Source organism: Bradyrhizobium retamae, assembly GCF_001440415.1.
In the GTDB taxonomy this organism is placed as follows: Bacteria; Pseudomonadota; Alphaproteobacteria; order Rhizobiales; family Xanthobacteraceae; genus Bradyrhizobium; species Bradyrhizobium retamae.
Genome location: NZ_LLYA01000112.1, coordinates 267,119 through 287,112, shown reverse-complemented (window position 1 = coordinate 287,112; position 19,994 = coordinate 267,119). Strand labels below are relative to the sequence as shown.

At 60.2% G+C, this 19,994-nt stretch carries 18 protein-coding genes and 1 pseudogene; 10 read left to right on the top strand and 9 right to left on the bottom strand.

Annotation, left to right across the window (positions count from 1 at the left end; translation table 11 throughout):
* Positions 1 to 11 precede the first annotated feature (11 nt).
* The 4 genes from CQ13_RS13520 to CQ13_RS13505 are packed head-to-tail and all read left to right on the top strand — an operon-like array spanning position 12 to position 7,945.
* A complete protein-coding gene (locus tag CQ13_RS13520) occupies positions 12 to 632 on the top strand; it encodes a prolipoprotein diacylglyceryl transferase (RefSeq protein ID WP_057843350.1) in 621 nt (206 codons plus the stop codon).
* A gap of 26 nt (positions 633 to 658) precedes the next feature.
* Complete coding sequence (locus tag CQ13_RS13515) at positions 659 to 949, top strand: hypothetical protein (RefSeq protein WP_245309166.1); 291 nt, start codon at positions 659 to 661, stop codon at positions 947 to 949.
* Complete coding sequence (locus CQ13_RS13510) at positions 942 to 7,658, top strand: hypothetical protein (protein ID WP_057843348.1); 6,717 nt, start codon at positions 942 to 944, stop codon at positions 7,656 to 7,658. The genes CQ13_RS13515 and CQ13_RS13510 overlap by 8 nt, the downstream gene beginning before the upstream one ends.
* The gene (locus tag CQ13_RS13505; RefSeq protein ID WP_057843347.1) at positions 7,658 to 7,945 is read left to right on the top strand and encodes a hypothetical protein; all 288 of its coding nucleotides are present in this window, start codon (positions 7,658 to 7,660) and stop codon (positions 7,943 to 7,945) included. Before CQ13_RS13510 ends, CQ13_RS13505 begins: the two co-directional genes overlap by 1 nt.
* Here CQ13_RS13505 and CQ13_RS13500 read toward each other — a convergent pair.
* Positions 7,930 to 8,292 carry a hypothetical protein gene (locus tag CQ13_RS13500; protein WP_057843346.1) on the bottom strand — a complete coding sequence of 121 codons (363 nt, stop codon included), beginning with the start codon at positions 8,290 to 8,292 and terminating at the stop codon, positions 7,930 to 7,932. The two genes, CQ13_RS13505 and CQ13_RS13500, sit on opposite strands and share 16 nt — an antisense overlap.
* A gap of 192 nt (positions 8,293 to 8,484) precedes the next feature.
* On the opposite strand from CQ13_RS13500, the gene CQ13_RS42910 reads away from it, so the two are divergent.
* On the top strand, positions 8,485 to 9,636 hold the full coding sequence (locus CQ13_RS42910) for a hypothetical protein (protein ID WP_156433652.1): 1,152 nt from the start codon (positions 8,485 to 8,487) through the stop codon (positions 9,634 to 9,636).
* Positions 9,637 to 9,746: 110 nt separating this feature from the next.
* Here CQ13_RS42910 and CQ13_RS13490 read toward each other — a convergent pair whose 3' ends face one another.
* Positions 9,747 to 9,920 (bottom strand): YlcI/YnfO family protein, encoded by a 174-nt coding sequence (locus CQ13_RS13490; protein WP_245309165.1) that lies wholly within the window; start codon positions 9,918 to 9,920, stop codon positions 9,747 to 9,749.
* 195 nt (positions 9,921 to 10,115) lie between these two features.
* Here CQ13_RS13490 and CQ13_RS13485 point away from each other — a divergent pair, with 195 nt between their 5' ends.
* Positions 10,116 to 10,346: a hypothetical protein gene (locus CQ13_RS13485; RefSeq protein WP_156433651.1), complete on the top strand. Its 231-nt coding sequence runs from the start codon at positions 10,116 to 10,118 to the stop codon at positions 10,344 to 10,346.
* Positions 10,343 to 10,609, top strand: coding sequence for a pyocin activator PrtN family protein (locus tag CQ13_RS13480; protein ID WP_057843342.1), 267 nt, complete (start codon positions 10,343 to 10,345; stop codon positions 10,607 to 10,609). The genes CQ13_RS13485 and CQ13_RS13480 overlap by 4 nt, the downstream gene beginning before the upstream one ends.
* Positions 10,610 to 10,744: 135 nt before the next feature.
* Here CQ13_RS13480 and CQ13_RS13475 read toward each other — a convergent pair whose 3' ends face one another.
* The 7 genes from CQ13_RS13475 to CQ13_RS45590 form a co-directional block, all read right to left on the bottom strand.
* Positions 10,745 to 11,206, bottom strand: coding sequence for a hypothetical protein (locus tag CQ13_RS13475; RefSeq protein WP_245309164.1), 462 nt, complete (start codon positions 11,204 to 11,206; stop codon positions 10,745 to 10,747).
* Between the two features lie 710 nt (positions 11,207 to 11,916).
* Positions 11,917 to 12,963: an ABC transporter substrate-binding protein gene (locus CQ13_RS13465; protein ID WP_057843341.1), complete on the bottom strand. Its 1,047-nt coding sequence runs from the start codon at positions 12,961 to 12,963 to the stop codon at positions 11,917 to 11,919.
* Between the two features lie 20 nt (positions 12,964 to 12,983).
* Positions 12,984 to 13,307: a hypothetical protein gene (locus CQ13_RS40970; protein ID WP_245309163.1), complete on the bottom strand. Its 324-nt coding sequence runs from the start codon at positions 13,305 to 13,307 to the stop codon at positions 12,984 to 12,986.
* Between the two features lie 3 nt (positions 13,308 to 13,310).
* Positions 13,311 to 14,069: an ABC transporter ATP-binding protein gene (locus tag CQ13_RS13460; RefSeq protein ID WP_057843340.1), complete on the bottom strand. Its 759-nt coding sequence runs from the start codon at positions 14,067 to 14,069 to the stop codon at positions 13,311 to 13,313.
* On the bottom strand, positions 14,066 to 14,839 hold the full coding sequence (locus CQ13_RS13455) for an ABC transporter permease (protein ID WP_245309162.1): 774 nt from the start codon (positions 14,837 to 14,839) through the stop codon (positions 14,066 to 14,068). The genes CQ13_RS13460 and CQ13_RS13455 overlap by 4 nt, the downstream gene beginning before the upstream one ends.
* 31 nt (positions 14,840 to 14,870) lie before the next feature.
* On the bottom strand, positions 14,871 to 15,395 hold the full coding sequence (locus CQ13_RS13450) for an ABC transporter permease (RefSeq protein WP_245309161.1): 525 nt from the start codon (positions 15,393 to 15,395) through the stop codon (positions 14,871 to 14,873).
* 527 nt (positions 15,396 to 15,922) lie between these two features.
* Positions 15,923 to 16,363: a FadR/GntR family transcriptional regulator gene (locus CQ13_RS45590; RefSeq protein ID WP_245309160.1), complete on the bottom strand. Its 441-nt coding sequence runs from the start codon at positions 16,361 to 16,363 to the stop codon at positions 15,923 to 15,925.
* A 471-nt stretch (positions 16,364 to 16,834) separates the two neighbouring features.
* Between CQ13_RS45590 and CQ13_RS13440 the strand changes: the two are divergent.
* From CQ13_RS13440 to CQ13_RS13430, 3 genes and pseudogenes are all read left to right on the top strand, one after another.
* Positions 16,835 to 17,559, top strand: a pseudogene (locus CQ13_RS13440) (SDR family oxidoreductase).
* A gap of 24 nt (positions 17,560 to 17,583) precedes the next feature.
* Complete coding sequence (locus CQ13_RS13435) at positions 17,584 to 18,750, top strand: CaiB/BaiF CoA transferase family protein (RefSeq protein ID WP_057843338.1); 1,167 nt, start codon at positions 17,584 to 17,586, stop codon at positions 18,748 to 18,750.
* A complete protein-coding gene (locus CQ13_RS13430; protein ID WP_245309159.1) occupies positions 18,747 to 19,676 on the top strand; it encodes an HpcH/HpaI aldolase/citrate lyase family protein in 930 nt (309 codons plus the stop codon). Before CQ13_RS13435 ends, CQ13_RS13430 begins: the two co-directional genes overlap by 4 nt.
* Positions 19,677 to 19,994: the final 318 nt, after the last annotated feature.

Here is a 19,994-nt window from a genome sequence, read left to right as displayed (position 1 = left end):
GGAGAAAGCCTATGTCTGATGATCCCGCCCATTTGCTCTTTCCGAACGACGCACCGAAGCCGCAGCAGCCGCCTGCGGTCAGCGCCCCAGCGGTGGCGGACGCAAGCAAGGCCGTCAGCCCTGCGTCGCCTGCCGGCCCCGTTGCAGCGACAAAGCCAGACGACGTTGCGGCGAAGCTGTTCAAGGATGACGCGGTTGATAGCAACGCAAAGGCTGTGACCGAAATTCTCGGTGGTTTCGCAGCGAGCGCGATCGGAGACGGCGACGGCGGCGAGCGGGCCCGCGCGATCGAAGCCGCTGGCGATGGCTTGATCGCGGACGCCATGGCTTCCGGAACTGACACCAAAGAACTGTTCGCTGTGGTGAACGTCATTCACGAGCTACAAGCGAACAGCCTCACGGAGCCGACCGCCGAACAAGCCGTTCAGCGCATGACGGAAGGGTTGGAGGTCTGTCGGGCCGAGAATATTGCGGACGCCGATCTTGACCTCGGCCGCCGCTTCGTGATGGAGCACCTCGAAAAGATTGCTCCAGGGACAGCCTACACGCTGGAACGGACCGGTGCCGGCAATGATATCCGGGTCATTCGCGCCGTGATCGCAGAGGCGAAGCGCCGGGGCTTCGGGCGGTGATCCCGTGCCCGTGTTGCAGTCAGGCCGTGTCTGAACCCACCGTGGATATGGTGGTGGATATCCTTCGCATTCCGGCGCTGCAAGCTCGCATGCTCGGCGCTGTCTGGAAGGGGAAAGGGCACCCCGTGTCAACGGAGGCGATCATCGCGGCAATGGATCGCGCTACCGACGTCAAGGCCCATACCTACGATGATTTCAAATTCTCTCTTTGCCATCTGCGCAAGCGCTTAAAGCGTGTCGGCATCGCGATCCCGAATGCGGGATACGCCCAGGGCTACTACCTCAAATTCCCGTCGAAAGGTCAACTTCATGTCTAGCACGCTCATCGATTATCAGGCATGGGAAGCCAAGCGCCAGCAGCAGCAGGCCGAGCAGCAGGCCGCCTCCGCTCAGGTCGTGCTCGACAGCGCGACCACTTCGCCTGACGAATTCGCGGGCGACCTGAACCTTGCGAACGAATTCGGCAAGACGACTGGGCTCCCGGTCCCGCCCGCGCCGATGGTGCAGGAATATCGCAGCACCTTTCAACAGGCGATCGAGCGCGAGAAAAATCGTACGATCCTGACATCCTCGCCGCGTCTGGCGGCATGGCTGCGCAACCCCGAGAACGCTGTCGTCGCCAAGGACGATCTCTCGGGGCTGTCCTGGTGGGAAACCGCGATCGGCGCGGGCCAGAACGCCTTTAGCCGTGGCGTCCGGCGTGTTCCGCAGTCCTATAATCAGTTCCTCGCCAACTCGGCAGCGGAGCGCGCGCAGGATCAGATGCGCGGTTTCAGCGACATCTTGTCCGATCAAACCGCGATCCGTGGCGCTGATGGCAGCGTGATCGCGAACAAGCCGATCGCCAACCCTATCGATCTGCTCAACGCCGGAACGCGCTTCCTGACCTCGCGCTATGCGACGTTGACCGGCACCGATGAGCAACAGGCGGCGGCGTACTTTCAACAGCAAGTCGGCCTGATCAATAAGCGGATCGGGGAAATCCCCCTTTCTCCCGCTGGCACGCGAGGCCGGGATAACTGGAATGAGGCAGCGAAGTCCGGCGACCTGGGGTCGTTCATGGGAGCCATCGCGAATGACTTCGGGTCGTTCTCGGCGTTCCTCGGTGAGACGGCGGCCGAAAGTCTGCCGTCGCTCGCGGCGGTTCTCGGCGTCACAGCCGTCACGCGCAGCCCGGCTGCGGGCGCGACGTTCATGGGCGTCAACTCGGCCGTCACTGAGAAGGGCAGCGCGCCGGCTGAGTTCTTCAAGGAAAAGGGGATCGATATCGCGACGCCGGAAGGCGCGGGCAAGGCGATCTCCGATCCGGCGCTGATGCGCGAGGCGATCAAGCGCGGCGACGCGCGCGGCTTGGTTATCGGCCTGATGGATGGCTTGTCGGGTGGCGTGGCGGGCAAGATGCTCGTCCAATCGCACGCGGGAAACATGATCCTGCAAACGATCACGCAAGCCGCGATGGGTGCGGCCGGCGAGGCTGGCGGCCAAGTCGCGGCCGGGCAGCAAATCAGCCTGGGCGATATCCTGCTTGAAGGCTTTGCCGAGTTCGCCACCGCGCCCGTCGAGGTCGCGGGCATGGGCGGCGGCCGGGTGATGGAGGCCGCGCGCAAGGCCAAAGACGCGGGCGATCGGCGCGCGCTGTTCGAAGAACTGTCAGGGCAAGCGCAGTCCTCGATCCTGCGCACGCGGATGCCTGAGAAGTTTCGCCAGTTCGTCGAGGCCGCAACCGCGAACGGGCCGGTCGAGAACGTCTACGTCCCGGCCGGCCAGTTCGTCGAATACTTCCAGGGGATCGGCGTTGATCCCTATGCCCTGGTCGATGAGCTTGAAGGCGTGTCGCGCGATGATCTCGATGCGGCGATTGCGGGCGGCGGCGATCTGCAAATCCCGACCGCGACCTATGCCGCGAAAATCGCGGGCTCGGAGCATGACGCGTTCCTGATGGACAACATGCGGTTCGATCCCGAACAGTTCACAGCGGTCGAGGCCGCAGAGTTCAACGCGCGGTCACGAGACGCGATGGAGGAGGCTTGGCAGGTTGCGGAGAATGTCCGCCAGTACGAGGAAGAGTTCCGCTCATACGAGCAGGAAATCTATGACACGATGGTCTCGCGGTTGCGCTCTGCCGGTCGATCGACTGATGTCGCTACCACGGAAGCCACGTTGTATCCGGCGTTTTACCGCGTCATGGCCGAACGCTCGGGAATGACCACCAAAGAATTCATGCAGCGATATCCGCTGCCCCAGGTGCAAGGCGCGATCCCCGAAGGCATGCAGCTGCGCGATGTCGATGCGCTGAACCGGACGCTCGCGGAAGCGCGGTCCCGCAAGACGGTCAAGGACAATCGGCAAACGCTCCTGGAGTTCATCGACGCACACGGCGGCATCAACGATCCGGGCGGCGAGTTGAAGGCTCGCAACGCCGAAACAGTCTCGCGCGGCAAGGGCAAGAAGTCGCTCAAGCTGGCGCGCGGTGGCGCGGTCGCCGGCATGCGCGACATGTTCGGCGGCGGCAAGAAACACGGGGCCGATGAGGTCGCGCGCGCGGCGATCGACGCGGGGTTCATGTCCGACGATCCTGCGGTCAATGAGTACAAGACGGCGCTCGCCGAAGGGCGCGAGGTCCCGGATATCACGCGTTCGCTGTTCGACGCGATCGATCGCGAGTTGCGCGGGGATGCGCAGTATTCCTCTCAGCAGCAGGCCAACCCGGCGATTGCTGAGGGCGAAGCGCTGGACAGCATCGAGCAATATCTGTCGGGCCTCGGCGTGTCGCTCGATGACGACGATGCCACGATCAAGCAAGCCATACAGCAGGCTCAGGCTGGCGCGGCCTATGGGCAGTCCAGTGATCCCGGCCCGCGCGGTTCGATCCAGTTTCCGGCCGCTGGTGTCGGCAATGGTGACACGGTGATCCGGCTGTTTCAGTCGGCCGATCTCTCGACCATGCTCCACGAAAGCGGTCATTACTTCCTGACCGTGATGCGGGATTTGGCGACGCGCGGCGAGACCGGCGCGGCGGCCGATTACGCGACTGTGAAAGATTGGTGGCGGGCAAACGCGGCCGATGTCGCCAAGGATGCCGTGCGGGTGAAGCCCGATGTTAAGGTGACGGCTGAGGATGTGCAGGCGGTAATCGACAACGGTTCGACCGGCAACGTGAAGAAAGACGCTGCGATCGATGTCGGCATGCAGGAGCAATGGGCGCGGGCTTTCGAGGGTTACTTGATGGATGGCAAAGCGCCGTCCGTCGAACTGCGTTCCGCATTCGAGAAGTTCCGCGCGTGGCTGATCTCGGTCTATCGCCGGCTGTCCGGCCTGAACGTCACGGTGTCGGATGATATCCGCGCCGTGTTCGATCGCATGATCGCGTCGGATGATGAGATTGCCAAAGCGACGGCGGAAACCGGCGACGCCGGCCCGGTATTCGCCACGGCCGAAAGCATGGGCCTCACGGATGAGCAGTATGCGGCTTTCCTCAAGCTGCGGGATCAGGCGCAGGATGAGGCCAAGGCGCGTCTGCTGCGCGAGACAATGGCTCCGATTAAACGCCAACAGGAGAAATGGTTCAAAGAGGAACGCAAAACCGTCCGTGCTGAGGTCGAACGTGAGGTCAACGCCTTCCCGATGTTCCGCGCGCTGGAGTGGATGGGCAATCGGCGATGGCTTGGCGATCTCCCGCCTGAGACCCTCTCCGACATGCGTCTCTCGCGCGCTGATCTGGTCGCTACCTACGGCGAAGGCGTCCTCAAGACCCTGCCGCGCGGCAAGCAGACGATCTACGCGGTTGAGGGTGGAGTGCACCCCGACGATGCTGCGGCCCTGTTCGGGTTCTCGTCAGGAGACGAAATGATCAAGGCCTTGGAGAAGGCCCCGAAACGCAATGACGCCATCGAGGCCGAAACCGATCGCGTGATGCGGGACCGGCATGGAGATGCGTTGAATGACGGCGCGATCGAGGCCGAGGCCCTGGATGCCGTCCACACGGACAAGCGCGGGATGTGGATCGCCGCTGAACTCAAGGCGGTGGTCGAGGTCTCCGGGGCCGGCCAAGCCATGACGATGAAAGAGGCGCGCGCCACGGCACGGCAGACGATCGGTCGGATGCGGACGCGCGACGCGATGAACGCCAACCGGTTCCTCGCTGCCGAACGCAAGGCGGCCGATGAGGCGGCGCGGCTCGGTGCGACCCTGGCGCGGGAAAAAATCTGGCTCGATAATGCCCGGCGCAAGATCGGCACGGCGGCGCGGGCGGCGGTGCGCGGCGAGGGATCGCCTGGTGCGGTTGCCGGCGCGATCGAGGCGAACAACGCCAAGTTTGAGACCTCGATTGCAAGCTATACCGTTCCGGATCGCGAGGTTATCGGGAAAGACGGTCAAGCCCGGATTATCAAGGGCGGCGATCGGTCAGCGACAAGCCTCGGCTACAACGATCTCGTCGCCAAGCTGATCGACGCCAAGCGCCGGCAGTTACTCAATCACGCGCTGTACTCCGAGGCCAGCAAAGCCGCCGATGAGGTCGAGCGTGCCGAGAACTACGTTGGTCGCCTGAACGGCAAATCCAGCCGCGATGCCATTGCCGGAGCCGGCCGGCGCGACAACGCCCAGTTCGATTACCTCGGCGCGATCGACGAATTGCTTGAGCGGTACGACTTCCGCAAGGTCAGCGGCGCGGCCGAACAGCGACGCGGATCGTTGACTGCCTTCGTGGCTGGCATGATCGCGGCCGGGCGCGAGAACGAGCTTGCCATCCCGGAAAGCGTGATGCGCGACGCCCTGTCCAGGCCGTACAAGACCATCGCCATGGACGAACTGCGCGGCGTGGTCGACAGCTTGAAGAACCTGGAGCACATCGCCAAGCGATGGAATGATCTGATCGACGCGACCAACCAGCGCAATTTCAACGCGACCGTTGATGCGATCGCCGATGGCATCGACAAGCATTTACCCAAGCGCCCGCCTGGCCGCGTGCGCACCGAGGCCGAGCAGTTGCGCAACCTCGCCAGTAGCTACCTCAACAGCGTGTTGAATGCGACCACGCTGCTGCGCGAGATCGACGGCTTCAAGGATCAGGGCGACGCCTATCAGGCGATGAAGGCTCCGATCGACGCCGCGCAGAACCGGCTGATTGTGCGCAAGCAGGATGCGGCGACGGCGCTGGAGGGGCTTTATTCGGTCTACAACAAGGATGAGCGGCGTCAGATGGCGACCCGCATGTTCCTGCCCGAATTGGGTCAGTCGCTCTCGAAATGGGAATTGATCGCGCTCGGTCTCAATACCGGAAACGAGGGCAACCGGTCGCGCCTGACCAAGCAGCCGGGCGACGTCAACCCGCACAAGTATACGGATGACCAGATCAACCACATTCTGGCAAACCGTCTAACGGCCAAGGATGCCGATTTCATCCAATCGGTGTGGGATTATGTCGGCTCGTTCAAAGGCGATATTGCTGCCCGCGAGCGGCGCGTGACCGGCGTAGAGCCGGGCTGGGTCGAGGCGTCGCCGGTCGTGATCGGCGGCAAGCAACTGGCTGGCGGCTATTACCCGATCAAATACGACGCGCGTCTCTCGTCAGTCACCGCTGACCGTGAGACGGTCGATATCGCGCAGTCGCTCATTGCCGGTAAATTCGGCAAGGCTCAGACCAAGAACGGCCACACCAAAGAGCGTACGGCTGTCGGCGTCGGACCCGTGTCGCTCGACATGGGCGTGATGCACAAGCACGTCAATCAGGTGATCTATGATCTGGAGATGAGCGAGCCGGTCGCCAACGCTTGGCGGCTGATCCAGGACGGGCGCGTGCGTGGCGCACTGGAGAATGCCGGCCGATCGGCCGATTTCGATGCGCTGCAAGCGTGGCTGAAAGACGCGGCGGAAGGCGAGCTCGGCGCGACCACGGCTGTCGGTTCCGCAATGATGGCTCTGCGATCCAACTTCACTGCGGCGAAGCTTGGCCTGAACCTGACGAACGCGCTCCAACAGATCAGCGGCGTTACTCAGTCCTTTGTCGTGGTCGGCAAGAAGGACATGGCCGTTGGCATCGCCAAGACGGTGCGCGACCCGGCCGCAGCTGCCGGCGCAGCTGTCACCAAGTCGCCCTTCATGGCGACGCGGCAAACCACGTTCAACAAGGACATGAACGCGTTCCTGGACAGCAGCGCGTCTGGCGCAACCCCGTCACGATGGAAGGAATTCAAGAAGGACTATTGGGGTCCGGCCGCCTTCTGGCTGATGCAGAAAGTGCAGTGGCATTTCGCCGACGTCCCGACGTGGATCGCTGGCTATGAGCAGGGCTTGCGGAAGTTCGGCGGCGATGAAGCGCGCGCCGTGGCTCATGCTGATGGTCTCGTGAAGCGCGCCCAGGGCTCGGGCCTGTTCACCGACAGGTCGGCTATCGAGCGCGGCTCGCTCGGCACGATGACCCGGCAGAATGAGTTCGTGAAGCTCTTCTCCACCCTCGGAAGCTACATGTTTGCGAAGGCCAACGTCGCATACGAGCGCGGCAAGAAGGCCCAGCATGTGTTTGCTGAGAGCGGCGCGTCGCAGGCGTCGGCGCTGGAAGCGGCGTCTTTGGCGGCTGATATGGTGTTGCTGTTCAGCGTCGAGGCTCTTGTTGGTGCCGCTGCCAGCGCCGCTGCCGGCGCAGTGTTCGGCGGTGGTGATGATGGCGACGATGACGAGAACTCCGCGCTGTGGCTCGCCAAGAAAACCGCGCTCTCGGTGATCGGAACGCTGCCGTTCGTGCGGGACATGGCGTCTGTGGCTCAGGGCTATGGCGCTGGCGGGGCGTATGGCTCGATCACTGGTGATCTGGCGAAGCCTGTCTGGACCATCGGCAAGGCCGTTGGCGCGGTCGATAGCGAGTTCAGCCGCAGCGATGCGAAGGCGCTCTCCAATGCGCTGGGAGCCACGACTGGATTTCCCTCTGTGATGACCAACCGGGTAATCGACGCTCTGGCCCGGCAGAGCAACGGCGAGCAGGTTTCGCCGCTCGAATATGCTTTCGGAAAATTCGGAAAGGGGAGGTGATGTCGTTCGCTCAAGAACTGAGAAATGAGGCCCGGAAGATCGCCTCGGCCGGGCTCGTCGGCCCCGCCGAGGAACAGGCGTTGCAAAAGCGGCTCACTGATGCCCTTGCCGGTGAACTATCATTCGCAGACGCGACGCTGATGGCATACGTGGCGGCGGCTGCGGCTGGCGGCAGCGGCGATGGCGTGGGGTCGATGTACGGCGCTTGGTACTCCGGCATCGCGGCGAAGTTCTACGACCGGGCGACCGATGCCCGTGGCGCGGCGCGCCGTCAGTGTCCGGATTGAACCGAACGCGGAATCGTAGATTGGTTCGACAATCGTTGTAGCAGCGGAAGCGACATCGCGCACACGATCGGCACAAACAGGTAGTCGCTCGCGTACCCGCCACTCAGCGCCATCGCGGCGACAACGCTGCAAGCAGCGTATCCACCGATAACGGCCTGCATCGATCTTTTGCTTAAGCCGGCCTCCAGGAAGAAACGGTTGATTGCGATCGGTGAGGCCACCACGGCGATGGTTGCGACATTGATGAAGATGTTCGAAATTCCAAACTGTTCGTAAATGAGACTGCCAAACAGCAACGCGAACACGGTCAGTGCCGCCTCAGCATAATTCAATGCGCTCCACTTCATGCCGCCCCCGCTCCCTCTTGCCTGCGAACCTTAGCATGCCGGTCTGTGCGATAGTCGCAACCGCTGTTGCTAAGATCACAACAGCGGTTGCGATCATGCCCACAGACGCAACTTCCCCATCTCAGGGGCAAATTTAAAGAACTAACCGTTCGCCGCCCATGGTCCCGCCAACCTCAAAACTGGCGGGACCTCATGACTGTTGCGAGCGAAGTAAACCGATCAGGCCCGTACATCGGGAACGGTGTCACCACGATCTTTAATTATGGTTTTCGCATCCTCGATGAGGATCATCTCAAGGTCATTCGCACGGAGGCCGGTGTCGAAACGGTTCTAGTGATCGATACCGATTACATTGTGTCGGATGTCGGCGAAGCTAGCGGAGGGCAGGTCGCCCTGACTGTTGCTCCAACGGCCACGCAAACGATCACGATCCTGCGCAACGTACCGTTTACGCAGGAAACCGATCTCGAAAACCAGGGCGCATACTTTGCAGAAACAATCGAGGCGGCGCTCGATCTTGCCGTCATGCGCGATCAGGAACTGAGCGAGCGAGTGGATCGGTCGGATTCCGCTGCTACTGCTGCTGACCGCCAAGCGACCGCCATTGATAGGGCCGCCGCCGCTGCAAGTGTTGCTGCTGCACAGTCCCTTTTGGCCGAAACAGTCGAAGCAAGGGACATTGCAGTTGCTTTGTCTGGACCGGCTCCAGCTAATACTTTCAAGGCGAATGCGACTGGAGCCACAGCGCCCCCTCAGGACATAACCGGTGCACAAGCAGCGGCGCTGCTTCCCGTGTTTGCCTCGGGCGCTAAGGGAGTTGTGCCCGCGCCTACAGCAGGTGACATCGCAGATGGTGCTTACCTTAACGCGGCGGGCATATGGGTTCCTAAGAAGGTTGTGCGTATACCCGGATGGCTGACTATTATCAGGCACAGCGCCACGTCTACAAACGGAACGTCGTCAGGAACATGGGCATTTCCCGGTAATGCTTTATCTGCAAGTACGGTGATGTTCAACTACGGATCATTTATAACCGGCTGTAAATTGTACAGTGCGCGTTGGGTGGTGGCGTGGAACCCTAATGCTACTACAGCCTCGCCAAATGGCGTTGCTTTAGCTACCGCCGACAGCGGACCTACTAATGTCGTACATATTTCAGTCTTTACTCGGGCGAGCACAACCACTCCTGTAGTAGACGGAGCCGATGTTACCGCTACACTACAAGCACTAATTACAGCGGGCACGTCCAAGTTTATCTGTCATCAGGTAGTTGGAAACGGCACTACCGGGCCTATGATTTATTCCTCTGAGATAGAACTCATGTGGGAATTTACGGGTACGTAGAAGCCACTGCGAGGATGATCCCCCCGCCAAACACCACTGACACGATTAGATAGTGAACTCGTGTCCATTCTTCTTTGTCTTCGCGCATAGCGTTTCCCCATGGCGTCCATTTAAACGGAAGGCTTTTTCCTGGTCGAGGATTTCTTCCGCGCCGAGGTTTGCTCCCGGCGCTCGACCTCGGTTACGACGGCCTCCCGGATGAACTGAGCGCGATGCTTGTCTCCAACGAGGGCATCCACGCGCTCCAGCACCTCGCTGGGAAAGCGCACGAGCGTCGGCGTCATGTTCAAAGGCGGTCTACCCATAGGGTCGGAATAAACGATATCGAATATTGCGTCAACTGTGGAAAATAAACGATATCGTTATTGACGCCATAAACGATATCGTTTATATCTTTGCCATCGTTCACGCACAGAAGGTCATGACCCATGTTAGTCAGCATCAATCAAATGGACGCTTCCTTGATCTCGTTGGGGACTGTGCTGCACAATGCGGCGCTCATGTCGCAAGCGGCAATCGACGCGATCCCGGAGAATGCGGATGTCGCCGACGAAATCAACGTTATCGAACTGGCCATCGCTCCCGTCGATGCTTTGGCTCAATTAATCCTGCGGATGCCGTGCAAGAGTGATGCCGGCAGGGCTGTCCGGTCGCGAGCGCAAGCCTGGATGGACAGCCGCTATTGGACCGCTGCGGAGATCGCGGCGTGAACACCGCGTTCCTGCTCATGGCGCAGTACAACGCCGCTGCGATCATCCCCCTTGAAGTAGTCTGCAAGGACTACTTCAGCCACCTGACGCCGGTCGAGTTCGCGCGGAAAGCTACCAACGGGAGCATCGACTTGCCCGTGGTGCGGATCGAGGCCAGCCAGAAGGCGGCGAAGGGGGTTTACCTGACCGACCTCGCCGCATGGATCGATGCCCGCGTTGAGGCCGCGCGGAAGGAAAACGACCAATTGCACGGACGACGGTGAGTATCCCGCCTCAACAAAAAGGGATCTACATGAAAAAGGCCGCCTCATCGGGCGGCCTTCCTTCTTTATCTCTCGCCGCTATTGACCAGCGACCACCGGGCCGACGATCCGCAGCACGATCGCCGCAGAGCGTAGTTATTGCTGACGAACATTGATGCCGATGCCGACGATTATTAAATCTGGAACTTCTTTTTCTGTATCTTTCGCCCAGACTGGTAGTTTTGCGACAGCCTCCAAAGCAGCCTTCACCGCCTCTGCCCGAGAACTCCATCCGACAACAACACCTTCACCCAGGCCGCTGCCGGTGCTTAGCCACGCCTCACTCCACCCCGCTTCCCTGAACGCTTCAAAGATGTTCTGCGCCAATTCTTTGCCGAGATGGTTCTCGTACATAATTTGCGCTCTGCCCTTCTGGATTTCCTTTAGTTTCGCCGCAAGGTTCGCGATTTGCGGTCTCGTTAAAGGTGCCCAGCTGGTTCCGACCATTTTCCGGATGGTTTGTTCCAAGGACTCGATCTTATCTTTGGCTTGCTCTGGGGTCGCTCCGCTCAGTTTAGTTTTGTACTCAGAGATTTCGGCGTCCCGGTGACCGAGCACCGTGCCTATATCTCCAATCAATGGCCCACCAGAGGAAGGCCGCGACGATCAGAAGTGCCACGATAAATGGGATAGGGGCGTTGCTCACGGCAGCCAGCTGCCCCAAAATTTTGTCCCAGTCCGGCATGGTACTCCCCTCGATCTGATCGACCATAATCGTCGATTCTCGCCAAAGGCGCGACCCCCGGGAGGACGCATGTCGGGTGATGACGCGTTCGTCTACGTGCTGAGAGGGCTAGCAATTCCGAATGGGCAAATTTCATGAGTAACATCAACGGGTGAACGAAGGGGGAAAGTTCGGCTTGTGCCTTGAAAACTAAGGAGAAATCAGCGGATTTTGATTCCGCCATTCGGAGGTTCGATCCCTCCCGCCCCAGCCATGCACTCACTCGACCTAGGAGTGTGGTCAATTTTTGCAGACAAATCCTGCATTTTACGGGGATTTGCGCATACAGAGTCTGTCTCCGGAGATCCCAAATTCGGCAACTTTGACGAGAATCTACCGAAAGTCTCCGGCCTACACCGTAGAAGTTCCCGTTTTTGAGGAGACGATAGGAAGAGACCGGTTCGATCGACACTGCGTGGTAGTCGCGGCAGGTGCGGACACCGCCAGCGATGCCCAGACGCAACATAGCCTTCGGAACACGATTCTTCGATTGCAAGAAGCTGAGTTGCCGCGCACCGGCTACAGGGTGCGCGGCACCTCAGGTTCACGGCTTGAACACGAAGCCCGGTGTAATCGCCACGTCCGCGGGAATCGGCTGCAAGTCGGAAAACAGCTCGGGATAAGTCCTCATAACATTGAGAATAAACTTGGGCTCAATGTGCTTGTTAACATCGAAGGTCGCCTTCAGCACGCCGAGGCGTTGCAGTGTGTCCTGCGCCTTCCACAGCGCGCGATAGTTATGCGCAGAGATGCGGCGGTCCACTTGCTGGATGTTGTACTGCATTGCGGTCTCGGCCACATCGAGCTTCAACCCCGGAATCCAGCGCGTACCGATCGCGGCGGCCTGCTTGGGATTGTTGCGCATCCACTTGTCGGCCTCGGAAACGCCGGCGAGAAATTTCTCGATGGTCTCGCCGTTCTTCTCCATCCAGGGACGCAGCGTGACGTTGAAGCCGAGATAGGAGATGACATCGCCACCACGGATGACCTCGATCGCGCCGGGTACGTCCTTCAAGCCAATCACCGGCACGGGATCCCAGCACGCGAAGGCGTCCACGCCCTTTGCAAGGAGCGCGACGTTCATCTCGGGCGGCGGTGTGTTGACAAGTGTCACGTCGGTCGGCGCGAGACCAGCCTTTTCGAGCAGACCGAGGATGTAGAGATGGTTGATCGTTCCGAACGAAGTCGCAATCTTCTTGCCCTTGAGGCTCTTGAGGTCACCCTTGACTGTTCCAGAGTTGCCGTTGGCGATCAGGGCAAGTGTTGCATCGGATCCGAGCTTGGTGGCGTTGCCGCTGAAGTTGCCGAAGAACACCAGATCCATGCCGCGCAGGATGGCGCCGATGGCGGGTACGCCGGCCTGCACCATGTCGGTCTCGCCCGCCTGTAAGGCATTGAGCGCATCGACACCTGTGGCATAAGGGCGCGCAATGGTCACGTCGAGCCCGTATTTCTCGAAAAAGCCGCGCTCGACCGCAATAGGCAGCGCCAGCATGTCGACGGCGGCAACCATACCGACCTTGAGTTTTATGGGATCCTTGGCTTGCGCGAGTGCCAATGACGGCAGCAACAGCAAGACGCAAAGCAGCATCGCAACTCGTCGCGTTTGAGTCATCCTCCTGGTTGAATTGGCTCGACGCGCGTAACCCAGTAAGGGCGGGCGACGGTCGTCAGGTCCGCTCGTTTCACTCCCCGAACTTCAACGGCATTTTCTTGTGTTCCAGATACCCTGCCGTAAGTCTGAAACCTTTGAACGTGGAAACGCTCTGGCGGGAATGGCAGGGTGACCAGTATATTCACCTTTTCCGGACCGCTCGCGAAGTTCACGACCTTGAACGGCGCGGCGATCGTCAACCAAAGCTCCCATGCAAGGTAGCAGCCCGCCACAACCAGCAGGATATGCGTCTTTCGCGATCGAAGGGCATCGCGCACCATGGTTCAGGCCGACCGCACGAGTTGAAGAACGCGCCCTGTCAGGGCCTTGAATTGGTTATCCTCGTTGAGGTCGTCCCATACCCGAGGCCGCGGCAGGTTCACGGCAATCTCTTCCAGCACCCGACCCTTGGACAGGGCCACCACCCGGTTGGCTAGAAAAACAGCTTCTGCAACGTCGTGAGTGATGAAGATGACCGTGGGCCGCTTCTCCTCCCATATCCGGGTTAGTTCCTCCTGCAACGTCATGCGCGTCTGCGCATCGACGCTCGCAAACGGCTCGTCCATCAGCAGCACGTCTGGCTCGTTCGCCAGTGCGCGCACCACGCCGACACGCTGCTGCATGCCGCCGGAAAGCTCAACGGGATAGCGCTCTGCCGCTTCGGTCAGCTTCGCAAGCGACAGATATTCATGGACGATCTTTTCGCGCTGAGCTTTGTGGACGCCGCGCATCTTTGGGCCGAAGGCGACGTTTTCCAGCACGGTCTTCCATGGAAACAGCGCGAACGATTGGAATACCACGCCGCGGTCGGGTCCTGGACCATTCACCGGTCGGCCGTCGAGCAGGATCTCGCCGCCGGTATAAGGAATGAAACCGGCAATCATGTTAAGGATGGTGGTCTTGCCGCAGCCCGAGGGCCCCACGATGGAGACGAACTCGCCTTGCTGCACGTCGAGCGATACATCGTGCACGGCGGTGACGTTGGTGCCGGCGTAGGGGTCGAAGTACGTCTTCGACAAATTGCGGATGCTGAGATTCTTCACCGCGTGACCAGCCCCCAGCGCTGTCCGGTGGCCCGCTCGATGGGCGCCAGTATCCAGCTATCGACGATGTACCAGAGAATTCCCAGGATGATCATGCCGAGCATGATCTCAACAACTGAGCCGGCCCGGCGCGCGTCGAACATGAGAAAGCCGATGCCGCTGGTGCCGACGATGATCTCTGTTGCGATCAGCGCGCGCCAGCCGTAGCCAAGCCCATTGCGCAGGCCGGTCACAATATTGGGGAGCGCGCCTGGCAATACCACTTCCCAAAGCATGCGAGTCCGCGAGGCACCGAGGCTCAGGGCGGCGCGATGCATGACGATGGGAATTGAGCGGACTCCCAGCACCGTGTTCAGGACCACCGGGAAGATCACCGTGTAGACGATGACCGTCGTCATCGTGATCAAGCCATAGCCGAACCAGATCACCAGGATCGGCAGCCAGGCGATGTCGCCGATGGTCTGAAAGAACAGCAACAGCGGCCACAGCGCCGTCTGCGCGCGTCGGCTGAGACCCACCAGTATACCGAGGGGAATGCCGAGTGCGATGCCCCAGAACGCACCCACGGCGAGGCGCACCATGCTATCCTGCAAATACTCCGGCAGGATGCCCGTATAAACCAGCGATCCAAACGAGCGCACGACCTCCATCGGACCTGGCAGGAACGCGCGCGGAAATATTTGCAACTCGGTGACAATCCACCAGGCCGCGATCACGGGAATGAATGGGGCGAGGGAAGCGATCGACGGCCAGCGCGCCGTCAGGCGCACGCAGTAGCCCCAGATATTGAGAAGAAACGACTCATGCGCGCTGCACCATGCCCCAGCGCTCGATGGTGGCGCGCTCGATCGGTGCCAACAGCAGTCGGTCGAGCAGCAGCCACAGCACGCCGATCACAACCATGCCGAGAACAATTACTTCGGTCTTGTAGAAATCGCGCGCCACAAACAGCATGTAGCAGAGGCCTACGTTGGTGGCGATCATCTCCGCTGCGATCAACCCGCGCCAGGCGAAGCCCAACCCGGTGCGGATGCCAGTGACGATATTGGGAAGCGCGCCTGGCAGCAGCACCTCGGTCAACATCGCCCATCGTCCCGCACCGAGCGATGCAGCCGCATTTCGTACATGCAGGGGGATGGTTGATACGCCGAGCAGCGTGTTGTACGTCACGATGAAAAACACGGCATTGAAGATCACGAAGGTGATGGCGCCGAAGCCATAGCCGAACCACAGCGTCGCAATCGGGATCCATGCGATACCAGCCAGCACCGAGAAAAACCTGAACAGGGGCGTGAGGAAACCGGAGACAATGGGACTGACGCCCATGGCAACGCCCAGAGGAATAGCAACCAACAGCGCGAGCGCCGTGCACACCGCAACGCGCAGCAGGCTCGCACCAATGTGCTGAACAAGGGTGCCGTCCTGTATTCCCTCGATCCCGGCCTGAACAACAGAGGTGAGGAAACAAACGCGGGTTGACGTCGAAGGATGGGACCAAAACCGCCCAGAGGACGATCAGGACCGCAAAGGGAGCGCAGAACCAAAGCGCAGAAGAGAGCCAATGTCGCATCACGCTCGCCTCCGATTGCGGGGGGCGCCCAGTCGACGATTCCGGTGACGGGCGCCGGCGTTCAGATTGAATAATTTTGAATGGGTGAATCCTAGGACCTGCTCCATGGCCTTGCGGGCGTTTTTGGCATCCCCCTTCTTCGATGGCGCGAGCGACGACGGCGTGGTTGGGAAGGTTGCCATCGAACCAACCACCGACGCTGTCGACCGCAACCAAAAACACCGCGCTCAGAATTGTGTCGATCGCGCCGCGAAAGCCTTGCAACACCGGATTGTGCGTGGCGTCAAGAATAGCGAGGTGAAACGCCTTGTCCCGCGGCAGTTGAGGCGGCCTGATTGTCTGAGCTCTTCATCGCTTCCAAAGCGGCATTGATCCGCAGCCGGTCCTCCTTCGTGGCGCGGATCGCAGCGAGCGAGGCAGCGGCTGGCTCAATGATTGAGCGGACTTCCTGGATGGCCAGCAGCAACTCGCGGTCGGGTTTGTCCTCGCCAACCAGCCAGTTCAACACGTCGCGATCGAGCAGGCTCCAGTCGCGCGACGGCAAAACACGGGTCCCGTGGCGCGGCCGGACGCTAACAAGTCCCTTTCCTGACAACGTTTTGATCGCCTCACGAACCACGCCACGGCCGGCGCCGAGGCGGACTTCTAGGTCGTGTTCGGATGGCAGCACCGCGCCGGCCGGGATAATCCCTTGAGCGATCTCTCGCCCGAGCGTCGTCAGCACTGCGTGAATGCGGCCGGGCTTCGAACGCTTCTCAGCGGATTTGGTGCGCTTGGTACGCAAGATCTGTTCGCTCCCGACCGGCGGCTCTTTGGCAACCTGGCAAGGCCATAAAAACACGATCCCGGCGCTGGGCGCAATCATCCGATGTTAAACATCCGATCAAATAAGGGCGGCAATATGGTGCCTACCCGTCTCCGGAATACGAGGTCTGGTCACTTATGCTGGATTTTGCTCACCAGTTTCGAAATCGAGCAGCTGCGTCGACCGTAATCTCATAGGCTGCCGACCTACCGGTGGAAGCATGAAGTAAGTTGTCTCGTCACCTGAGGACGGGGGAAAGGCAATAGTTTACGGTGCTCCGAAAGGATTTGCCAGGATAGCAGTGACACTTTGCTGCGACCCTCGTGACCTATGATCGGCTTGCTGGATAAGTTTGTTGTGTTAGTCAGCGGTAGAGCGGGTGAGGTGAGCATGAAGTCGATTCTCATTACTGGTGGAAGCAGGGGTATCGGAAAGGCTGCGGCAATTCTCGCCGCTGAGCGCGGTTGGAAGGTTGCAATCACATATGTGAGCAAGAAATCAGAAGCTCAAAACGTGGTCGCGCAGATCGGCGCAAAAGGTGTAAAATCGCTCAGCGTTCAGGGCGATGTTGCCTCCGAAGCTGATGTCATACGCGTTTTTCGGACGGCCGTTGACGAATTCGGAACTCTGGACGGAGTTGTCATAAATGCCGGTATCGTAGCTCCTGCTGCGCCCCTGCGGGAGATGGGCATCGAGCGTTTGCGGAAAATGTTCGATACAAACGTTCTAGGCGCCTATCTCTGCGCCAGGGAGGCGTCCGCTGTATGAAGACAGGCTCTATCGTGACCGTTTCATCGCTGGCAGCAAAGACGGGCTCGCCCGGCGAATATATCGATTACGCCGGCTCAAAAGCAGCCATGGACGCTCTCACGGTCGGTCTGGCAAAGGAAGTCGGACCGGCTGGCATCCGAGTCAATGCCATACGCCCGGCATTTATTGATACGGAGATTCATTCGGTCTCCGGAAATCCGCAGCGAGCTCACATCCTTGACGCCCAGACACCCCTCGGTCGAGCTGGCACGGCAGAAGAGGTGGCAGAGACCATCATCTGGTTGCTCTCGGACGCTTCGTCTTACGTGAGTGGCGCTCTCATCGACATGGCTGGGGGTCGATAAAAATGGAAACTGTGAGGCTTTCGCATGGATGCAAATGACGCCGATCTGCCGCTTTCGGGAGTTACTGTTGTCTCCCTCGAACAGGCGATCGCAGCGCCTCTCGCAAGCCGGCATCTTGCGGACTGGGGAGCGCGCGTCATCAAGATCGAGCGACCAGGCGACGGAGATTTCTGCCGGGACTACGACCACGTGATGAATGGCATGTCTAGCCAGTTCGTCTGGACCAACAGGTCAAAGGAAAGTCTGGCTATCGACATCAAGAGTCCGCAAGGCAAAAAGATTCTCGATGCATTGCTTCCGAAGGCAGATGTCTTCATACAGAATCTCGCGCCAGGCGCTGCGGAGCGGCTGGGCTTGGACGCAGCATCACTGGTGCAAAGGTTTCCACGCATTATCGCCTGCGACGTTTCAGGCTATGGGTCCGGCGGCTCCTACAGCGACAAAAAGGCTTACGACCTTTTGGTCCAGTGCGAGGCCGGTGTGCTGGCAGTGAACGGCACGGAAGCCGAGCCCGCGAAAGTCGGACTGTCCGTCGTGGATATCGCGACAGGCATGTACGTTCTCAACGGAGTTCTGATGGCTCTGTACCGCCGCGAGAAGACTGGCAAGGGGACCGCCTTTCAGGCATCGTTGTTCGATTCCATTACGGATTGGATGAGCTATCCGGCCTACTATACGCACAGCACAGGAACACCGCTTCCCAGAACGGGGGCGAAGCACGCGACAATCGCGCCGTATGGTCCCTTCCGGGTCGGAGACGGCAAGACCATCTTCTTCGGAATTCAGAACGACAGGGAATGGAGAGCTCTGTGTTCCGTGGTCCTCGGAGATCCGGGCTTCGCCAACCACCCGCTTTACCGCACCAATCCGCTCCGCATGCAGAACCGGGACGCACTGCAGCGACATATCGAGGATCTTTTCGCTACCAAGACCGGCGAAGAGGCGCTGCGGCTGCTGGACAAGGCATCGATAGCAAACGCGAATATGAATTCGGTCGAAACCTTTCTGCAGCACGAACAGCTTCGGGATCGTGGTCGGGTACGAACTGTGCAGACCCCTTGCGGTCCCGTCATGAGTTTCCTCCCGGCTCTCACCATTCCCGGCGTCTCACCTCGGATGGATCCCGTGCCGGCACTCGGGCAGCACAATCGATCCATTCTCGGCGAACTCGGTCTTACGGAGGAGCCATGACGATGGTCGATCAGCGCCCGGCGCGGGTGTATTTGGCCGTGCCTGCGCATCGGTCAGAGATGGTCGCCAAAGCGGCCGTCTTGGCTGCGGATGCGGTCTTCCTGGATCTCGAGGATGCGGTTCCACCCTCCGAAAAGAGCGCGGCGTTGGACGTGGCCGTCCGTTCGCTATGCTCGCTCGATTGGGGCAAGAAGCTCGTCGCGGTGCGCCTAAACGCGATCGACAGCCCGTTCATCGAGCGCGAAATCCGCGCATTGGGGGTGCTTCCCAGACTGGATTCGGTGATCGTGCCGAAGGCCGAGCGGGAGAGCGACATCACAGGAATAGCGGATCAGCTGCAAGACGCAGCACCGGATCGCGCCAGGCCGATGGAACTCGAATTGCTGATCGAAACGGCGTTGGGACTCGTCAATGTCGACCTGCTCGCCGGTTCTCACAAAAGCGTCGCAGCCCTTCATCTCGGCGTGGGAGACTTCGCGGCCTCAATCGGAGCGCGATCGTCGGAGATCGGGGCTTCGCCAGAAGGATATCGCCAGATGGGATCCGCTCAGAGCGGCTATCCGAGCGTGCCGTTAGACCTCTTCGCATATCCTATGATGCGCGTGCTCGTGGCGGCGCGGGCGTTCGGTCTCCGTGCCGTCGACGGCCCCTGCGGCGCGTTCCGCGACACCAGGTTGACCGAGAGCAGCGCACTCAAGGCGGCCGCGATGGGCTTCGACGGAAAGCAGGTCATCCATCCTGGCCAGATCGAACCTACCCTCCGCGCCTTCCGGCCATCCGATAGCGAACTGGCGCACGCGCGGCGGGTCATCGCGGCGATGGAAGAAGCCGAGGCCATCGGCAGGGGAGCGGTTACCTTGGATGGAAAGATGATCGATTATGCCAACATCCGGATGGCGCGCAGGATAATCAACCTGGGGTCCTAGCAACGAATGTCTGCTTGTGAGCCGAAAGCAGACTGCCACGTGTGCCCGGCAGTGTTCGAAAACGGCTCCCTGCTTTCCGGTCCGTCTCCAAGCTCCCACTTCAGTGATGAGAAGGGCGAAAAGTCTCCAACGTGCAAACCGGGCTTTCGGGACGAAATTCTCGCGATATTTCAAAGGCCGAAACTCAATCGGGAATGTGATGGTTCGATCCCTCCCAGGACAGCCAGCCACTCTCTCCACTAGAGATAGCGAGCGGATTCTTGAGGAAAACCTTGCATTTTGCGGGCTTGCGTGCGCTTCTGGTTAATCTCCGAATCC